Genomic DNA, 18756 nt, shown 5'->3' on the forward strand with positions numbered 1-18756 from the left:
GATGGCCAACTGGACATGGAGAAGTCCAGAAATGGCCTAAAAGTATAGCAAAGGGAGTCTGTTTCCTTTGAAAAATCCGATAAAATCCAAAAAGGGGTTCGGAATGAGACCATTCCGAACCCCTTTTGTCTACAAACTGAAATGGCCGCTGCGCAGATGCAGCGGCCATTTTTTTTAATTGGCACTGTCAATCCAGTCTGAATAGAGCCCGCTGCCATTGCAGCCAGGGCACTCATAAGGAGCAGCATAGTAAACAAATTCATTGGCCGAAAATGGATAGTAGCCTCTTCCGTGGCAATCCGGGCATTTATTTTGCTCCTTCATATTGGAAAGATGATTCTCATATCTCGTATTTCTCCATTGGTTCAGCGCATTAAGCAAACCCATTTAACGTCCACCTCCAGTTCTATACACATAGTTTGGAGAAATTTATCTCTTTTTATGTATAGTTTATGGAGAAATTTGGATTTTGCGCCGGTATTAGCACAGAACTTGTCTTTATAAAATAAAAGGATCTGTTATGTAAGGCCGTTGATTTCCGTTCCAGGCGCTTCGCTTTCCGCGGGGCTGGCGCTGAGCCTCCTCGTCGCTTTGCTCCTGCGGGGTCTCACCTGTCCAGCTGCGCCCGCAGGAGTCTACGCGCCTTCCACTACAATCAACTCGTCTTGTAAACGGTAACGGGTATAACAGAGCTCCAAAAAATACCTATTTATGTGATAAAAGAATTGGATTTCTCTATAGTGCTAACCAAAAACAATTCAGAAGCTAAAGGACCTATTGAACTGCAAGGAGAGCCCCCTCGATCCACTTCGTAAAATAAGAACCGTCTTGAACAGTAATGTGGGCACCCCTCAATACACCGCGAAAGGAAAAAATCGGCTTGAACTGTAATGGTTAGTTCTAAACCGGAACCCACCACCCCCTTCAACCGCCTAAAAACAAAAAAACACCCGTTAACAGGGTGCTTATGCTTCCAGCCATCCTTGTGACCATTTTTCGATATCCCTCATAAGAGGCTCGAGTGCCATGCCTTTTTCGGTCAGGGAATATTCTATTCTAACAGGAGTTTCAGGGTATACTTCGCGTTTGACGATCCCTTCGTTCTCCAGGTCCTTTAATCTTTCTGACAGTACTCTGCCGCTGACTCCAATCGCTGATTCAATGCTGCAGAAGCGCTGTGGTCCGGTTAGCAGCTGGTATATGATCATTCCTGTCCATCTCTGGCCCAGGATTGCCATTGCTTTTTCAAATCTGGGGCATATTGTTTTATCCACTTCAATCACTCCTTATCTCTATTATAAACCCATTAGAAGAAAAATAAATTACTTTTTATAAAATAATTACTTGACGTAATTAAATAATGAAAATATAATTACTTACATAAAGTAACCTACTAACGAAATGAAATATAAAACTGCAGTTGTATTCTATCGTTGGAATGAATTAAAAAAAGGAGTTTTTAGGGTATGTTAAAAAATAAGGAAATCGGAACAACAATCTTGAGGGTATTTCTTGGAATCACATTCCTGGTTCATGGAGCGGCAAAGTTCCAGGGAGGAATTGAAAATACGGTTGGATTTTTTGAAAGCCTGGGCTTGCCGGGGTTCGCAGCTTATCTTGTAGCAGTGATTGAATTGGTTGGCGGAATTGCCATGATAGTGGGAGTGGGCACAAGAATCGTTTCCATTTTATTCGCTGCCGTACTTGCAGTTGCGACTAATAAAGTAAAGCTTGCCGGCGGGTTTCTTGGTAACGGCCAAATGGCTGGATATGAACTTGATTTAGCATTAATGGTTATTGCGATTTATCTCGCTTTGACAAACAAGTCGCTTTTCGCTTTAGATAATGTACTTTTTCAATCAAAAAATGCATAAAGAGGAGGCAATAAACATGAATTTTCATCAGCCGCCAGTCACATTTATCGGACAGGTAAATCTTAAAGTGCAGGATTTAGAAAGAGCTCTTGCTTTTTATAAAGAAGTAATTGGTTTTAAGGTTCACGAACAAGATGAAAAATCAGCAAAACTTTCTGCAGACGGGAAAACAGTCTTATTAACGATTGAGCAGCCTGCAGACGTTATGCCGAAGCAGGGAAGAACGGCTGGACTCTATCACTTTGCCCTTTTAGTGCCAACTCGCGGGGATTTGGGGAAAGTACTGAAGCATTTGCTCCAGTCTGGCTATCCGCTGCAGGGAGCTTCTGACCACCTTGTTAGCGAGGCCATTTATTTAGCTGATCCAGATGGCAATGGGATTGAAATCTATTCTGACCGTCCAGCTTCTGAGTGGGAGTGGAAAGGTGGGGAAGTAGTGATGGCCACTGATGCAATGGATGCTCAGGGTGTCATGGCTGAAGGTTTGAATGGGGCATGGACTGGATTGCCTGAAGGCACTGTCATGGGACATATCCATCTGCATGTTTCGGAATTAAGCAAGACAGCAGAGTTTTATACAAAAGGCTTAGGATTTGAAGTTGTTTGCCGCTATGGTTCCCAGGCGCTATTCATTTCTTCTGGCAAATACCATCATCATATCGGACTGAATACGTGGAATGGCGTGGGTGCACCAGTTGCCCCTGCAAACAGCGTTGGCTTAAAATCCTTTACTATAGAACTGCCAGATCAGAATGCTTTAACACAAACAATTGAACAGCTAACAAAGATTGGAGCAGCTGTTAAAGAAAAAAATGGTGTCTATGTAACAGCCGATCCTACGGGAAATAAGATGATTTTACAGATAGCGGATCAGGCATAACATTTTTATAGGTGGTGGAAGCTATGGGCTTTTTTGATAAATTATTCGGAAGACAAACTAAGGAGGAAGAAACAATGACTGAAAAATTGAACATCGGAATTATTTTAGGAAGTACACGCCAGGGAAGAGTAAGTCCACAGGTTGGAGAATGGGTGAAGGGCATTGCTGAAAAACGTGGAGATGCGAATTATGAAATCGTCGACATCGCCGACTTTAATTTGCCTTTCCTGGGGACTACTGACGGTACAGAGCCAGGGATTGCTGCCTGGAATGAAAAGCTGGCTAGTCTGGATGGGTTCGTCTTCATCGTTCAGGAATACAATCACAGCATTACTGGAGCACTGAAAAACGCGCTTGACTTTGCCCGTGAAGCATGGAATAACAAGGCAGCCGGGATTGTCAGCTACGGTTCAACTGGGGGAGCGCGCGCTGCAGAACATCTGCGCGGCATCTGTGGCGAATTGAAAATTGCAGACGTCCGGACACATCCAACTCTATCATTATTTACAGATTTCGAAAATGGAACTGAGTTCAAGCCGCAGGCGCTGCATCTTGATAACGTAAATGCCATGCTTGATGAAGTCGTTTCCTGGAGCGGAGCATTGAAAACAATCAGATAAATTTAGACTTAGTGAGACCATAATGAGCATTTTTGTTGACCAGCGGGCATGAATGAATTAATATCTCGAGGTAAACTATTTTTACTTCGAGATATCCCCCCCTCGAAGTAGTTATACTATATAGCAGAAAAGGTGAGATAACATCATGGCAAAAGTTTTATACATCACAGCACATCCACTGACAGAGGAGCATTCTTTCAGCCTTGCAGCAGGAAAAGCTTTCATCGAGACTTACAAGGAAGTCAATCAGAATGACGAAATCATTCACTTGGATCTTTTCAAAGAATTTATCCCGCAAATTGATGCGGATGTATTGGGCGGATGGGGCAAGCTTCAGAAAGGTACAGCTTTTGAAGAGCTTACTTCAGATGAGCAGGCAAAGATTGGCCGCCTTGCTGAATTGGTTGACCAGTTCACAGGCGCAGACAAGTTTGTCTTTGTAACTCCACTTTGGAACTTCTCATTCCCGCCAGTAATGAAAGCATATCTCGATTCAGTTGCAGTCGCTGGCAAAACATTCCGCTATACTGCAGAAGGTCCGGTCGGATTAATGACGGACAAGAAGGCTCTTCATATCCAGGCACGCGGAGGCTACTACTCTGAAGGACCTGCTGCTGAAGTGGAAATGGGCCACCGTTACTTGGCTAATATCATGAACTTCTTTGGTGTCCCTTCCCTTGAAGGTATTTTCATTGAAGGCCATAATGCAAATCCTGAAAAAGCACAGGAAATCAAAGAAAATGGAATTGCACGTGCGAAGGATATGGCACACACATTCTAATATTTTCAAAACGAAAGCAGGCCGGTTCCGGCCTGCTTTTTTTCTTAATTAGATAACGGAACTTTTAATTCTTTGCCAATCTCAAGTACGCAATCCTGGCGATCCTTGACCGGAGCGAAGGTAATAATATACTCATCTTTTCCGCCCCTAACTTCGGCCTTATGATAGATTGGGTCAGCGTATACACCAGCAGATTCCAGAAAAACCCCTGTTTTTGTATAATCAACCCTGAAGCCGAATTCTTTGTCATGCACCCTGGCGTTCATATATTGTTCTTCCAGTTTGCTCCACACTCTATATTCCATTCCTTGTTCATCTTTTAGAAGCTTGGTGTCAGTACCTGTAACGACAATCCGCGTCTCAAGTTTTGAAAACTCGACTTGTTTAATGAGATACACTTCATTTTTAAAAGTGAATTCTTTATTGAGCGCTACTATTTCCCGATTAGTGATAGCCGATTGATCAAGCTTGAAAACCAGCGGCCACACTGTTTCAACAGCGGCTGTGTCATTCACATTGTTTGCAGGGGTGTCATCCCATTTGGTTAAATCAGCGATTTCCAGCCTTACCTGCTGGCCTGCATATTCCTTGATTGAAGCAAAAGACAGTGCCTGTGCGACCTTATTTTCCTTTTTATCAAAATATCTGCTGCCCCAGCCGACATTATTCAGCTTGATTCGATTTCCTTCAGCACCAACAATAAAGATGGAACTTTTTCCTTCAAAAATATCTATTGAGTAGTTTTCCAAATCCGTACTTTTACTTTGATAGGTAAGGAGAAGCTTTGTCTCCTTGTCATCTGTCATGATGCTCTGGAACTGAACGGTAATATCGTTCTTTTCATCATAAAAAGTCTGGTTCGTGAATTGGCCTTCACCATTCAGGACGGCCGTTCTTACCGCGATATCATCAATATGATCAGAGGAAAACAGTTTATCATACATCTGCTGGAGTGCAGCCAGCGCCGGGGTGAATGTGAACATCGAAGCGATCATCAGGCAGGCTGCAGCCAGTGCGAGAACTTTATTAGAAATCATTCTGTTGGTCTTGATTCTATCTTTCCCCTGTAAAACAACAACTTTTCCGGATTCTGTCCTTTCGATTGTATGTATCCGGCGGTTGATTTGATCCCAAACATCAGGTACTTGCTGGTCAATACCTTTATTCAAATGCTCCAGCATTTTTTCCTTTTCCATTTGAATTCCCCCCTAGTTAAAATTCTGTCTGAGCTTTTTCATAGCTTTGCTATATTTCCACAGTACTGTTCCTAAAGGCATTTCAGTAATCTTGGCAATCTCTCTGTGCTTCATGCCAGAGATGTCCTTTAAAATGACAATTTGCCGCTCCTCCGTATCAAGAAGCTCCAGGTATTTCGCTAAAACCATCCTGTCTAAAGGGTCATGGAACTGGTCCTGCATCTGCTCAAAATAGCCAGTTTCAAAGCCGGTCAACTCACGTTTCTTTTTACGATACAAATCAAGTGCCATGTTTCTTGAAACGGTAAGCAGCCATGCTTTTACATTAGGGATTTCTTGATGGTTCATATGCTGGTAAAGTTTGATGAACGTCTCCTGGAGCACATCCTCCGCCAGGGAAAAGTCCCTTAGAACCGATAGCGCGATCGCAAACACATGCTTTTTATGCTCATCATATAACTGTTTAAATCCAGCTTTGTCATCAATCAGGTCATCATTATGATGCAAACTTGTTTGGCCCATGCTGCACCTCCTTCTATATAATAAACGATTCAGTAGGACCTTTTATTGGTTTGAAAAACAATTATTTACATATTTTTATAAAATTGCTTTGTACCTCTTAGAGATGGATGAGACTTGGGAAGCGGGGGGCAGGAGGTTCATCGCACTGGGGATTGGTTAAGAGGCCTGAAGTCTGGATAAAAAAAGAGTGCCCAAATGGACACTCTGCTTTCTATTCCTATTAAACTTCCTGCGGAACCTGAAGGCCCAGGCCTTGAGCGATCCTTGTTCCGTATTCTGGATCCGCCTTATAGAAATGGCCAATCTGGCGGAGCTTGATTTCTTCATATTCAACGGGCTTCATTGCCGCGACAATATTGGCGACAAGGCGGGCGCGTTCTTCTTCGTTCATCAGGCGGTACAAGTCGCCAGCCTGAGTGTAATGATCATGATGGTCGTAGCCCGCATTTTCTGCTATACCGCTGACAGGGAAGGCTGCCTGCTTATGCTCGTTCACCTCAGCAGGTCCTCCGAAGCTATTAGGCTCGTAGTTTACTTTCTTGCCGCCATTGCCATCAAAGCGCATCTGGCCGTCACGCTGATAATGATTCACCTCAGACTTTGGCCTGTTGATTGGCAAGTGGTTGTGGTTCACGCCTACGCGGTAGCGATGTGCATCAGCATATGCGAAAAGGCGGCCCTGAAGCATTTTATCAGGTGAAACATCGATGCCTGGCACAAAGTTTCCAGGTGAGAATGTGGCCTGTTCAACCTCTGCAAAATAGTTCTCAGGATTGCGGTTCAATACCATCCGGCCAACCTCGATTAATGGATAGTCCTTTTGTGACCAAACTTTTGTGACGTCAAATGGATCAAAGCGGTAAGTATCTGCATCCTCAAGCGGCATGATCTGTACATAAAGCTTCCAGGCAGGGAAGTCCCCGTTTTCAATCGCGTTGAAAAGATCCTCTGTATGGTAGTCAGGATTTTCACCGGCAATTTTAGCAGCAACGTCAGCAGTAAGATTCTTGACTCCCTGCTCAGTCTTGAAGTGGTACTTGACCCAAACGCTTTCGCCCTCTGCATTTGTCCATTTGAATGTATGGCTGCCAAAGCCATGCATATGGCGGAAAGTGGCCGGAATACCGCGATCCGACATCAGGATTGTCACCTGATGCAGTGATTCTGGAGACAGTGACCAGAAATCCCAAACCGCATTTGGGTTTTTTAAATGTGTTTGAGGATCCCTTTTTTGTGTATGGATGAAGTCAGGGAACTTGATAGCGTCGCGGATAAAGAATACAGGAGTATTATTGCCGACGATATCGTAGTTTCCTTCCTCTGTGTAAAATTTAACGGCAAAACCGCGTGGATCGCGAACCGTATCGGCTGATCCCAGTTCTCCGGCAACCGTTGAAAAACGGATGAACATAGGAGTCTTTTTTCCGACCTCAGAAAGGAAGTCGGCCTTCGTGAATTCAGAAACATCATTCGTCACTTCAAAATATCCATGAGCTCCGGCACCTTTTGCATGCACCACACGCTCAGGCACACGCTCACGGTTAAAGTGCGCCAATTTCTCCAAGAGATGCACGTCCTGGATTAGTGTAGGACCTCTTGATCCCGCTGTCATTGAATTTTGGTTGTCCCCAACTGGAGCACCCCAGCTAGTAGTAAGATGGTTCTTTTGATTATTGCTCATCATCAACCCGCCTTTATCATGTATTTTTTGAATAACTAAATGATAACACTTTTCAATTAAAAATCAATACTAATTTATAATTATTTTAAATTAGAAATTAGTACAAGTTATAAAACTCCCTATAAATATATGTATTACATTGTCCGAAATTTAGAAAAGATTTTTTAATAAATCGGAAAGTTACAAATCTGTAACCTCTGTAAAATTTGAACCGATAAATGCTAATGCTGGTTATAGAAGGAAAATGAATGGCGTTGGAATAACTTTCTAGGTTTAAAACGGTTTCAAGCATAATGCGGATTAGGGGATTAATAGGCCGATTGGCACTTATTGGACGATGAATAACTATATTACAACTGCTAGCCTTAATATCAGAGAGAGAAGCAACAATACTGGAGGTATGGAGAATGAGAAAAATGAAAAAGAGCTTGGCAGCGCTGACAGCAGTAATGTCATTATCATTGTTTGCAATGAATGGCACAGCAGATGCTGCTACACACACAGTCCGCGCTGGCGATACATACTGGGGAATTGCAAGCAAATACGGAGTGCCCCTGCTTGATCTTAAAAAAGCAAACAATGCAACTAGCTATCTAGTATATCCGGGACAGCAGCTGACAATTCCGTCATCGCCTGTAACAGCGACAGACCAGGATTTGCTGGCACGCCTTGTGCATGCTGAAGCTAAAGGGGAGCCATATGCAGGGAAAGTGGCAGTAGCGACCGTTGTCCTTAACCGCGTGGCAAGCCCGGACTTCCCGAATACAATCAAAAGCGTAATCTATCAAAAATCCAATGGCTACTATGCATTCACGCCAGTAAAGAACGGTGCGATCAACCAGCCTGCGGATGAAGCATCCAAGAAGGCTGTTAAAGAAGCGCTAGCTTTCAAGGGCAGCGGAAAAGGATCATTATTCTTTTACAATCCTAAAACAGCAGTGAGCAAATGGATCTTCTCAAGAGAAGTTACAGTTACGATCGGCAACCACCGTTTCGCGAAATAACATGGTTCCGGAATAAACTCTTAAGGGATGGTTTCCGGAATAAATAGCAAATTACCGGAATATGTGAAAATAACCTATGAGTTTAATGAAATATACCATCAGAAAAAGCTGTGCAGATTCTCATCTGCACAGCTTTTTCTCATTTAGGGCTGCTTTGCTATTATTTCTACTATCTGGTCCTGAACTTTTTTGCCAGTTTTCTCATCTAGCAGATTATTTAATAGCACAGCGAAAATGATTGTATCGCCATTGCTTAAGTTCACATAACCAGCGAGGGTGCTGACTCCTGTAAGCGAGCCCGTTTTGGCCATGACATTTTCCTTTAGCAGCTCATTTTTCATCCGGCTGCGCAATGTTCCGCCTGTCATTCGGTCAGGAGAGCCTGATACAGGCAGTGAATTCCTGAAGGCAGGAAACCACGTTTCCTTTTGGACCTGGTAGAGCAGGGAGGTAATCTCATTGGCGGGTATAAGGCTGGCATGTGAGATTCCTGAACCATCTCTAATCACAAGTTGGTCCATGTTGATTCCGAATCTTTTCAGTTCAGAAGCCATAACCTCAAGACCCTTTTCCCAGCTGCCCTTATTATGGACCACCCTGCCCATTTCCTTCACCAGAACTTCTGCGTGACCGTTATTGCTTAGCTTCATAAACGGGAACAGCAGCTCTGATAGCGGCATCGATTTATGAGAAATCACTGGTTCCAGTTTTTCGGATGCACTGCCTCTAATTATTTTCCCAACAAGCTGAATTCCCTGATTGGTTAATGAATCCTCCAATAGACTCATGGCATACAAGGAAGGCTCCCAGACTGCAACCCATTCCTTCATTGCCTTTGCCTTCAATGGAATGGTACCCGTAACGGTGATTGTATTTCCCCCATGAGCCCGCTCTATTTTAATGGCTTTTTTGCCATCTGAAGCTGCTGTTTTCGTATGATTAACGATTTTAATATAATCACTAGCTGGCTCCGTTGTAATGGATGCTTCCATTCCAGTCTTTTTTCCCGGGAGGATATCTAAAATGATAGTTCCCGCATCGTAATCATGATTCGGGGACGCTGTTAAAGCGGAGATTTGCGCACCGTAATATTCATGTTCATCATTCCAGGTTAAATCCATCGAATAACGGATGTCGTCAAACCAAGTATCATCGGCAATTAAATTCCCTTTGATTTTGCTGATTCCCATCGCTTTTAATTGTGTTGCAAATTCATCGAAATCTGCCTGGATGAGGGTGGGGTCGCCCTTTCCCTTTAAAAATAAATTGCCATGCAGTGTATCGTTTTTTATTTTTCCATCCGTCAATAGCTCTGTTGTAAAAGTATAATTCTCTCCCAAAACCGAGAGTGCCGAAGCAGCTGTGAACAGCTTCATTACCGATGCTGGCTGGAGCCGCGTGCTTCCCATATGATCATACAAGAGTTCGCCAGTTTCAGCCGATCGGACACTGATCCCTGCCAATGAACCTTTTAGTTCAGGTGTGCTTTGGATCAGATTGTTTATTTCACTGGCCATATCCAGCTGACGTTTTGGCTCGACGGCCTGTGCGGGCGGCTCCTCAGGCTGAAGGAAGGGGAAGGCGGCAAGCAATAAGGCCAATGAAAAAATGATAAAGAGCATGCTTTTATTCTGCAAAATTTGGATCCTACCTTTCACGATTGGATGAATTTCGACATGGATTTTCCCAATAAACAACTAGTAAAGTCTATGATAATCTTTACATTAATAGAATGTTTAGGAGGGAAATAGATGAACCGATTCATGTGGAATGCTTTACTCATTGTAGCCATCGGAACAGGATTTTACTTCTATGTCCAGCTGATTTTTTCAAAGATAGCCGATCCGCTATTCGGCACCCTGGCCCTATTATTTGGATGTCTGTTTGCTGCCGGCATACTGAGAGAACTGATGCAGACCTCCCATCCTGAACATGAAAAAAGCCAGATTACATGACACTCCTGTCGGGGTGTCTTTATTTTTTTTATAGCATGATGGGTTTTATGAGAAGTACTCCATAGGGGTATGATAGTATTAAGATAAAAGAAAAAAGGGGGTTTTTAATTGGATATCCTCGAAACAGGAATGGACCCGGCGGAGTGCGAGGACAGCTGTTGTTCCTCACATAGGAAAAGCCATCACTCCGAAAAAACAAAAAAGAATCTCGTAACCAGACTGAATCGGATTGAAGGCCAAATCCGCGGCATAAAGGGCCTTATTGAAAGAGATACGTATTGTGATGATGTCATCACTCAAATATCCGCAACCCAGGCAGCCTTGAATAGCGTAGCCAAACTGCTTTTGGAAGGGCATATGAAATCGTGCATCGTCGAGCGTATCCAGGAAGGCGATAATGAAGTCGTGGATGAATTGCTGACAACGATTGAAAAGCTGATGAAAAAATAGGCAGATGCGCTTTGCTCGTATTCTGATTATTTATTCTGTATAATGAGTCATTAATTGAATATTTCCTTCGGGGTCGGGTGAAATTCCCAACCGGCGGTGATGAAGCTTGTGCTTCTTAGTCCGTGACCCGGTTAACATTTGTTAAACGGTGGATCTGGTGAAACTCCAGGGCCGACAGTTACAGTCTGGATGGGAGAAGGAAAAAAACGAGGATTAAAAACAAGGGGCAAGTATGCCCATTTTTACTCCTCTGCTTAAGTATAGCCTTTTTTAGGACCCCGAACATTTCGATGCTTTGGGGTCCTTTTTTTATTGAAGGATTTTCAGCCAAGTTTTATTTGAAATCAACAAAGTTAGGAGGGAACTTGATGAACGACAGGGATTATATGAATCTGGCCATTAATCTGGCCAAGGCTGCCACTGGCCAAACGTCTCCCAATCCCCATGTGGGAGCTGTTCTGGTAAAAGACAATCAAATTATTGGGATGGGGGCTCATTTAAAGGCCGGGGAGGCACATGCTGAGGTACACGCAATCTCGATGGCAGGCGAGAAAGCAAGCGGGGCAACCCTTTATGTAACGCTTGAGCCATGCAGCCACTTTGGAAAGACGCCGCCTTGTTCCAATTTAGTCGTAGAATCTGGCATTAAGAAGGTTTTTGTCGCGTCGGTAGACCCCAATCCGCTGGTTGGCGGAAAAGGAATAGCAAGGATGAGGGAAGCCGGCATTGAGGTGGAAGTGGGCTTGATGGAAGAGGAGGCCCTGTCGCTTAATAAAGTATTTTTTCATTACATAAGCAGCGGTCTGCCTTTTGTAACGCTGAAAACAGCTATCACCATGGATGGAAAAACAGCCACTGCAAGCGGGGAAAGCAAATGGATCACGAGTGAAGAGTCACGGGAGGATGTCCATCAGTTCCGCCATCGGCATGACGCGATTTTGGTAGGTGTGAATACCGTCATCAAGGATAACCCCAGCCTGACCACCAGACTTGAAGGAGGGGGAAAGAACCCAGTCCGCGTCATTCTGGACACTACCCTTCGTACCCCCTTGGAATCTGCAGTGGTAAATGATCAAAAAGCAGCAACGATTATCTTTACAGGAGCTGAGGCTGATCCTGCCCGAGTAACACAATTCAGTGATAAAGGAATTGAAGTGATCAAGCTTTCCACATCTCAAATAGTGATTCCAGACCTGCTTAAAAAATTAGGCGAACGAGGTATCACTTCCGTCTATGTTGAAGGCGGCGCCGAGGTCCATGGCAGCTTTTTAAAGGAGCGGGCTTTTCAGCAGATCATTACGTATATTGCTCCAAAACTCATTGGAGGAAAAATGGCACCAGCATCATTTGGAGGAGAAGGCTTCCTGCATCTCGCCGAAGCTGTGTCTCTGGATATAAAAGAAGTTACGAAAATTGGACAAGATATAAGAATCATCGCAGAGCCTGTCCAGGAAGGAGGTTAATATGTTCACAGGAATCATTGAAGAAATTGGCTCCGTGGCAAATATACAGCACACGGGTGAATCATCTGTCCTTACCATAGAGGCCAAGAAGGTTTTAACAGATGTCCATCTCGGAGACAGTATCGCTGTAAACGGGGTATGCCTTACGGTCACTTCTTTTTCTAAAAGTCAATTTACCGTTGATGTGATGCCGGAAACTGTAAAAGCCACCAGCTTAAAATCGATCCGAAGAGGATCAAAAGTGAACCTTGAAAGGGCGATGGCTGCTGGCGGCCGATTCGGGGGCCATTTTGTTGCCGGCCATGTCGATGGGGTAGGAACCATAATAGGAAAAAAGCAATTTGAAAATGCTGTTTACTATGAAATCGAAGCAGATGCTGAAATGATTAAATTCATTATTTTGAAAGGCTCCGTTGCTGTAGATGGAACAAGCCTGACTGTTTTCGGGGTTTCGGAAAATAGTTTTACATTATCGCTCATTCCCCATACTCTTTCGGAAACTGTTCTGGGACATAAAGGGACGGGCGACATCGTGAATATCGAATGCGACATGATTGGTAAATATGTAGGCCACTTTTTAAACCAGCAAAATTCTGCATCCCCTAAAAGGGGCAGCAATATAACGGCTCAATTTTTAGAGGAAAATGGATTTATGTAAGGAGGTTGAAGGAAATGTTCGATCCAATTGAAGAAGCGATATATGAGCTTATGCAGGGTAAGGTCGTTATTGTGTGTGACGATGAGGACAGAGAAAATGAGGGTGACTTCATTGCTTTGGCAGAAAAAGCCACACCTGAAGTCATCAATTTCATGGCAACTCATGGCAGAGGGCTTATATGTGTGCCTGTCGAGAAGGAGTTAGCGGAAAAGCTTGATTTGATGCCGATGGTTTCACGCAATACTGATCCCCACGGAACAGCATTCACAGTGAGCATTGACCACAAATTTTCGACGACAGGCATTTCTGCGTACGAAAGGTCAGCAACGGTTTTAAGCATGCTAGATCCTGAATCAAAGGCAGCCGATTTTAAAAGGCCGGGGCATGTTTTCCCACTAGTAGCCAAGAGTGGAGGCGTACTAAGGAGGGCGGGCCATACGGAAGCTGCGGTGGATCTCGCGAAAATGAGCGGCGCGAAACCGGCAGGAGTCATTTGTGAAATCATGAATGAAGACGGGTCCATGGCGCGCGTGCCCCAGCTGCGCGAAATTGCCGACCAATTTGAGTTGAAGATGATCACGATTAAGGATTTGATTCAATACCGGAATCGGAAGGACAAGCTTGTCAAAAGGGAGGTAGAGATTAATCTCCCAACTGAGTTTGGAATATTCAGAGCAGTAGGCTATTCAAATGTTGTCGATGATAAAGAGCATATTGCTCTGGTAAAAGGTGAAATCAATCCTGATGAGCCAGTGCTTGTAAGGGTCCATTCCGAATGCTTGACAGGCGATGTCTTTGGTTCCTTCCGATGTGACTGCGGTCCGCAGCTCCACGCTGCCCTGAGCCAGATCAATAAAGAGGGCAGAGGCGTCCTGCTTTACATGCGCCAGGAAGGCAGAGGAATAGGCCTTATGAACAAACTGAGAGCCTATAAACTCCAGGAGGAAGGCTATGATACTGTCGAAGCAAACGAAAAGCTTGGCTTTGGTGCAGATTTGAGAGAGTACGGAATCGGTGCCCAAATCCTGAAGGACCTTGGCATAAAGCAGATGAAACTGCTCACCAATAATCCTAGAAAAATTAAAGGCTTAAAAGGATATGGCCTCGAGGTAGTCGACAGGGTGCCAATCCAGATGGAAGCCAAAGAGGAAAATGAAAACTATTTAAAAACAAAGCACAGCAAGCTAGGGCACTTACTTAAATTTTAAAATTGAGAGGAAGATAAATCATGAACAAAACATTCGAAGGCAATTTAGTTGGCACAGGTCTGAAAATTGGAATCGTAGTTGGCCGATTCAACGAATTTATTACAAGCAAATTACTCGGAGGCGCACTCGACGCCCTCAAGAGACATGGAGTGGAAGAAAGCAGCGTGGATGTAGCATGGGTACCAGGAGCGTTTGAAATCCCATTAATCGCACAAAAACTTGCGAAGAGCGGCAAATACGATGCGGTCATTACATTAGGTACAGTTATCCGCGGATCTACTCCACACTTTGACTATGTATGCAATGAAGCGGCCAAGGGTGTTTCTTCAACTGCCTTGAATACAGGAATTCCGGTCATTTTCGGTGTGCTGACGACAGACACAATCGAACAGGCAATCGAGCGTGCTGGCACAAAAGCAGGAAATAAGGGCTGGGATGCTGCTACGTCAGCGATCGAGATGGCCAATTTAGTGAAAAATATTGAGATGTAAGAGGCTTAACGGAAAAAGCTGCAGCAAATCTGTAAGTTTATAGACAGGAAGGGTTTGGAATATGACATTCCAAACCCTTTTTCGTGAATATCGTACCTTTCGCTTGCATAGATTAAAAATTTAAATTATACATTTGGATACTACCAGACTAAGATAAGAAGTCATGTTGATTGGAGTGGAAGGCGCGTAGACTCCTGCGGGATCAGACGGACAGGTGAGACCCCGCAGGCGCCAGCGGCGACGAGTTATTATGAACGAAACTAGCTCCTTACTCGTAAATTCGTAGGTTAATCTGGTTAGAATGTTTACTGGAAAGAAAACATACCCAAATCAGAGCTACATTACGGAAGGAGCTAGTCATTATGAAGGATACCATAAAATACGTAGGTTTAGACGTATCAAAAGAAAAAATTGCCGTCGCTATTGCAGAAGAAGGTCGAGAAGAACCAAGATATTGGGGAATGATTCCTCATACCCCGGAAGCAGTGAAAAAATTAATGAAGAAGTTAGGTAGTCCTGAATCACTGCGTGTGTGTTATGAAGCAGGTCCAACAGGTTATCCCTTGTACAGGCTATTTATCACCCTGGGTATTCATTGTTCGGTGATTGCCCCATCTCTTATTCCTAAAAGACCCGGAGAACGGATTAAAACCGATCGCAGGGACTCCGTTCGTTTAGCTCAATTATATCGGGCTGGCGAATTAACATCTATTTATGTACCAACTCCAGAAGACGAGGCACTGCGGGATCTTGTTAGATGCCGAGAAGATGCCAAGGAAGACGAACTGAGAGGAAAACATAGATTAAGTAAGTTTTTACTTCGCAATGATATCAAACCTCCTGCTGGAGTAAACAAATGGACACATAAATATTACATGTGGCTGGACACGTTGAAATTTGAGAATTCTTCTTCACAGGTCACCTTCCAGGAATACTATCACCAGCTCAAGGAGCTAGCGCAACGCATTCTGAGGTTAGAAGAAGAGATTAAGGCTGTGGCAAGTGAAGGTGTTCACGCCGAGAAGATTCAAGCACTACAATCCTTAAGAGGCATAGCTTTAATTACGGCGACAAGTATTGTGGCAGAAATCGGTTCTTTTAAACGTTTTTCTACTCCTAAAAAATTCATGGCTTATATAGGGTTGATCCCAAGCGAGCATTCTAGTGGTGAAAGCAGGTGGCAAGGGCAAATAACCAAAACGGGAAATCGCCACGTAAGGCGTTTATTGGTAGAGGCTGCTTGGAGTTATCGATACAAACCCGCTGTGAAAGGAGAACTACAAAGACGTCAAAATGGTCAGTCCCCAACGATTCAGGCCATCTCATGGAAAGCACAGAACCGGTTACACAAAAAGTATTACCGTTTATTATCCAGAGGAAAGCAAAGCGGAAAAGCCGTTACAGCAGTAGCGAGAGAATTGGCAGGTTTTATTTGGGCAGTAATGCAAGAAGTAGAAGATGTCCCTAAAGCTTAAAAATTAGGAACCGTATCGGCAGAAGTACTAAATAGGAAATGAGAATAGGGCTCGAAGGCAAAGAGTAAAACCGGGAAGGAAAACCCCACGTGCCTCCTCTGTGCTATATCTTAAAAAAGATTAACGCACGTCACGAGTTAGTGGATTTGTCCTTCATACGGAAAGATAATGTGTGATAACCCACGGATTTCAGAGTGCTAACCGCAGTTGAGATTTTTGCCTTCGTGCCGTGTTCTTACGTTCTATTCCAAGTCATAAAGGAAGAAAGGAACACCCCATCTTTAGCTTTGAAGAGCGTCTCATCTCATTGAATGGCAGTCAAGGAAAGCACTTGACAGCCATTCAATGAGATGAGGATTGGTCCGTAAGCTAAAGAAGGAGAGAATCTAGCCAGATGATGGCTGAATATCTAACCAGGCAAAGAAGCTTAAATAGCTTCTCTTCTTAAAGGTGCCTAAAAACAAAACCAAACGGGTACTGTAGTGAGGAACTTGACCGTTTCGTTCATATCAGGAGGCTCAGCGCCGGCCCCGCGGAAAGCGAAGCGCCTGGAACGGAAATCAACAGCCCCATTCAGGGCACCAGCCCAAAAAGACTGTAAACAAACACGATTTTCATCGAGTTTGTCTGCGGCTTTTTCTTTCTTAAAGATAGACATAAAAAAACCCCTTGAAGCGAATAATATTATATAGAAAAAAATGACAAAGGAGTCATCACAGTATGCAAAAAGTCATTTGCACCAATAATGAAGGAATCGAATTGGAATTCAATGTAGGTGATGAATACGAGGTTGAAAGAGAACTGGAGACAACCTACATCGTTATCAATAAATTGGGCAATAAGCACTCGGTTTTTAAAAAGCAATTCCAGACTGTTGAAGGAAAAGGGACTGAGCTGTAAAAATTTCCGTTTCTGAACCATTATGCATCAACCTTTTCATGGAACTACTATGAATTTATTTTTAATATATTTTCCCCCTGTTTGCCGTAACCGCTCCGAATTCCCCAATTTCATATCATGATTATCCTCCCTATTGGCGGACTGGAAAGAACAAGTTGTTCTTCCCAGTCCGCTGTTTTTATTTAAGATCAAAATTCCATAATTCTTCCGTTTAATTTAAACTCCTTGCCTCAGTTTGTTAATAATTTGTTCATATTTTCTGGATAAGATGAAAACAAGTTAACAGGATGAAGCATTCAAGGAGGAATATATATGAATGAATTTGACCAGCAATTCCGCTATCAGGAAGAGAAACCTGTAAAAAGGCCAAGCAAATGGAAAAGCTTTATGTCTACTGTGTCTGCCGGGGTCATCGGTTCTGCTGTAACACTGGCGGCAGTCAATTATACAGATTTTGATTTTGGCAATAAAGCACAGGCGCCAGCGAACCATGCTGTACAGTCTGCTGATCGCACATCTGATATTGTAACAACGCAGACATCAGCTAAGGGGACATCAACTATTGCGGACATCATTGAAAAATCATCCAAGTCAATTGTCGGCATCACCAATATCCAGAAGCAAAACAACCCTTTTTCTCAACAGCAGGGAAGTGTTGAAAGCGGAACAGGGTCGGGTGTCATTTTTAAAAAATCTGGAAGCAGTGCCTATATCGTAACGAATAACCATGTAATTGAAGGCGCTTCGAATGTTGAAGTATCACTGTATAACGGTGAAAAAACGGAGGCACAGGTTGTTGGTGCCGATGCACTGACCGATCTGGCCGTCATCAAGATTGAAGCTGACAAGGTAACAGACATCATTGAATTCGGCGATTCCACTGTCCTTCGTCCAGGTGATGAAGTACTGGCGATCGGAAACCCGCTTGGATTGGATCTGTCACGGACTGTCACACAGGGAATTGTCAGTGCGGTAGACCGTTCGATTTCTGTGCCAACTTCAGCCGGTGAGTGGGAAATGAATGTCATCCAGACAGATGCTGCCATCAATCCCGGAAACAGCGGCGGGGCATTGATCAATACAGAAGGAAAGGTAATTGGAATCAACAGTCTTAAAATCTCCCAAAATGGTGTGGAAGGATTGGGTTTCGCCATTCCGAGCAAGGATGTTGTCCCGATTGTCAACCAGCTGATCGAAAAAGGAAAGGTTGACCGCCCTTATCTTGGTGTCAGTCTTGCGGACTTGTCGCAAATTCCTCAAATGTACCTCGAAAGCCTGCCAGATGAGGTAGATGGAGGAACGATGGTTACGTATCTTGATCCAAAGTCAGCAGCTGCCAGGGCAGGAATCAAGGAACAGGATATCATCGTTGGCATCAATGATGAAAAAGTGGATGCAGCAAGTGATCTAAGAAGATATATGTATACAGAGCTTAAAACAGGCGATCAGGTGAAACTGAAAATCTATCGTGAGGGAAAGCAAATGACAGTAAAGGTAACCCTGACGGATAATGCTGTGAATTAATTTTTGGGGTGATCACCATGGAAGGAGGTGATGGTATTAAAAGCGTTGGGCCCTCGTTTAAGTGACCATCGTGC

At 43.8% G+C, this 18756-nt stretch carries 21 protein-coding genes and 1 riboswitch; of the genes, 14 read left to right on the plus strand and 7 right to left on the minus strand.

The features are described from left to right. Positions 1 to 174: 174 nt before the first annotated feature. Complete coding sequence (locus AC3EBE_RS24180) at positions 175 to 387, minus strand: methionine aminopeptidase (RefSeq protein ID WP_488597581.1); 213 nt, start codon at positions 385 to 387, stop codon at positions 175 to 177. A 578-nt stretch (positions 388 to 965) separates the two neighbouring features. Beyond that, on the minus strand, positions 966 to 1274 hold the full coding sequence (locus AC3EBE_RS24185) for a winged helix-turn-helix transcriptional regulator (RefSeq protein ID WP_488597582.1): 309 nt from the start codon (positions 1272 to 1274) through the stop codon (positions 966 to 968). A 192-nt stretch (positions 1275 to 1466) separates the two neighbouring features. On the opposite strand from AC3EBE_RS24185, the gene AC3EBE_RS24190 reads away from it, so the two are divergent. The 4 genes from AC3EBE_RS24190 to AC3EBE_RS24205 all read left to right on the plus strand — a co-directional run bounded on the left by AC3EBE_RS24190 (position 1467) and on the right by AC3EBE_RS24205 (position 4155). Beyond that, positions 1467 to 1874: a DoxX family protein gene (locus AC3EBE_RS24190; RefSeq protein ID WP_488597583.1), complete on the plus strand. Its 408-nt coding sequence runs from the start codon at positions 1467 to 1469 to the stop codon at positions 1872 to 1874. A 16-nt stretch (positions 1875 to 1890) separates the two neighbouring features. After that, a complete protein-coding gene (locus AC3EBE_RS24195) occupies positions 1891 to 2754 on the plus strand; it encodes a VOC family protein (RefSeq protein ID WP_488597584.1) in 864 nt (287 codons plus the stop codon). 23 nt (positions 2755 to 2777) lie between these two features. Continuing rightward, complete coding sequence (locus AC3EBE_RS24200; protein ID WP_488597585.1) at positions 2778 to 3374, plus strand: NADPH-dependent FMN reductase; 597 nt, start codon at positions 2778 to 2780, stop codon at positions 3372 to 3374. 145 nt (positions 3375 to 3519) lie between these two features. Continuing rightward, entirely contained in the window at positions 3520 to 4155 is a 636-nt protein-coding gene (locus tag AC3EBE_RS24205; RefSeq protein WP_488597586.1) for an FMN-dependent NADH-azoreductase, read from the plus strand. A 44-nt stretch (positions 4156 to 4199) separates the two neighbouring features. Here AC3EBE_RS24205 and AC3EBE_RS24210 read toward each other — a convergent pair whose 3' ends face one another. From AC3EBE_RS24210 to katA, 3 genes are all read right to left on the minus strand, one after another. After that, the gene (locus AC3EBE_RS24210) at positions 4200 to 5351 is read right to left on the minus strand and encodes a DUF4179 domain-containing protein (RefSeq protein ID WP_488597587.1); all 1152 of its coding nucleotides are present in this window, start codon (positions 5349 to 5351) and stop codon (positions 4200 to 4202) included. Between the two features lie 12 nt (positions 5352 to 5363). Further along, a complete protein-coding gene (locus AC3EBE_RS24215; RefSeq protein ID WP_488597588.1) occupies positions 5364 to 5873 on the minus strand; it encodes an RNA polymerase sigma factor in 510 nt (169 codons plus the stop codon). A gap of 220 nt (positions 5874 to 6093) precedes the next feature. Beyond that, entirely contained in the window at positions 6094 to 7554 is a 1461-nt protein-coding gene (gene katA, locus AC3EBE_RS24220; protein ID WP_488597589.1) for a catalase KatA, read from the minus strand. A 416-nt stretch (positions 7555 to 7970) separates the two neighbouring features. On the opposite strand from katA, the gene AC3EBE_RS24225 reads away from it, so the two are divergent. After that, positions 7971 to 8558, plus strand: coding sequence for a cell wall hydrolase (locus AC3EBE_RS24225; protein ID WP_488597685.1), 588 nt, complete (start codon positions 7971 to 7973; stop codon positions 8556 to 8558). A gap of 143 nt (positions 8559 to 8701) precedes the next feature. Here the strand turns inward: AC3EBE_RS24225 and dacB are convergent, their stop codons facing one another. Further along, positions 8702 to 10180: a D-alanyl-D-alanine carboxypeptidase/D-alanyl-D-alanine endopeptidase gene (gene dacB, locus AC3EBE_RS24230; protein ID WP_488597686.1), complete on the minus strand. Its 1479-nt coding sequence runs from the start codon at positions 10178 to 10180 to the stop codon at positions 8702 to 8704. A 129-nt stretch (positions 10181 to 10309) separates the two neighbouring features. Between dacB and AC3EBE_RS24235 the strand changes: the two genes are divergently transcribed. The 7 genes from AC3EBE_RS24235 (at position 10310) to AC3EBE_RS24265 (ending at position 16258) form a co-directional block, all read left to right on the plus strand. After that, the gene (locus AC3EBE_RS24235) at positions 10310 to 10513 is read left to right on the plus strand and encodes a hypothetical protein (RefSeq protein ID WP_488597590.1); all 204 of its coding nucleotides are present in this window, start codon (positions 10310 to 10312) and stop codon (positions 10511 to 10513) included. A gap of 129 nt (positions 10514 to 10642) precedes the next feature. After that, positions 10643 to 10963: a metal-sensitive transcriptional regulator gene (locus tag AC3EBE_RS24240; protein ID WP_488597687.1), complete on the plus strand. Its 321-nt coding sequence runs from the start codon at positions 10643 to 10645 to the stop codon at positions 10961 to 10963. A 59-nt stretch (positions 10964 to 11022) separates the two neighbouring features. Then, positions 11023 to 11168, plus strand: a riboswitch (FMN riboswitch). A 163-nt stretch (positions 11169 to 11331) separates the two neighbouring features. Then, on the plus strand, positions 11332 to 12426 hold the full coding sequence (ribD, locus tag AC3EBE_RS24245; RefSeq protein ID WP_488597591.1) for a bifunctional diaminohydroxyphosphoribosylaminopyrimidine deaminase/5-amino-6-(5-phosphoribosylamino)uracil reductase RibD: 1095 nt from the start codon (positions 11332 to 11334) through the stop codon (positions 12424 to 12426). Between the two features lies 1 nt (position 12427). Next, on the plus strand, positions 12428 to 13084 hold the full coding sequence (gene ribE / locus AC3EBE_RS24250; protein ID WP_488597592.1) for a riboflavin synthase: 657 nt from the start codon (positions 12428 to 12430) through the stop codon (positions 13082 to 13084). 14 nt (positions 13085 to 13098) lie between these two features. Then, positions 13099 to 14292: a bifunctional 3,4-dihydroxy-2-butanone-4-phosphate synthase/GTP cyclohydrolase II gene (locus AC3EBE_RS24255; protein ID WP_488597593.1), complete on the plus strand. Its 1194-nt coding sequence runs from the start codon at positions 13099 to 13101 to the stop codon at positions 14290 to 14292. 20 nt (positions 14293 to 14312) lie between these two features. Further along, a complete protein-coding gene (ribH, locus tag AC3EBE_RS24260) occupies positions 14313 to 14783 on the plus strand; it encodes a 6,7-dimethyl-8-ribityllumazine synthase (RefSeq protein ID WP_488597594.1) in 471 nt (156 codons plus the stop codon). A 362-nt stretch (positions 14784 to 15145) separates the two neighbouring features. Further along, positions 15146 to 16258, plus strand: coding sequence for an IS110 family RNA-guided transposase (locus tag AC3EBE_RS24265; RefSeq protein ID WP_488597595.1), 1113 nt, complete (start codon positions 15146 to 15148; stop codon positions 16256 to 16258). A gap of 454 nt (positions 16259 to 16712) precedes the next feature. Here AC3EBE_RS24265 and AC3EBE_RS24270 read toward each other — a convergent pair whose 3' ends face one another. Continuing rightward, positions 16713 to 16916: a hypothetical protein gene (locus tag AC3EBE_RS24270; RefSeq protein ID WP_488597596.1), complete on the minus strand. Its 204-nt coding sequence runs from the start codon at positions 16914 to 16916 to the stop codon at positions 16713 to 16715. A gap of 62 nt (positions 16917 to 16978) precedes the next feature. On the opposite strand from AC3EBE_RS24270, the gene AC3EBE_RS24275 reads away from it, so the two are divergent. Both AC3EBE_RS24275 and AC3EBE_RS24280 read left to right on the plus strand, forming a co-directional pair. After that, complete coding sequence (locus tag AC3EBE_RS24275; RefSeq protein WP_488597597.1) at positions 16979 to 17158, plus strand: hypothetical protein; 180 nt, start codon at positions 16979 to 16981, stop codon at positions 17156 to 17158. A 312-nt stretch (positions 17159 to 17470) separates the two neighbouring features. Beyond that, a complete protein-coding gene (locus tag AC3EBE_RS24280; RefSeq protein WP_488597598.1) occupies positions 17471 to 18682 on the plus strand; it encodes a S1C family serine protease in 1212 nt (403 codons plus the stop codon). Positions 18683 to 18756 lie beyond the last annotated feature (74 nt).

The sequence above is a fragment of the Mesobacillus sp. genome (assembly GCF_057785455.1).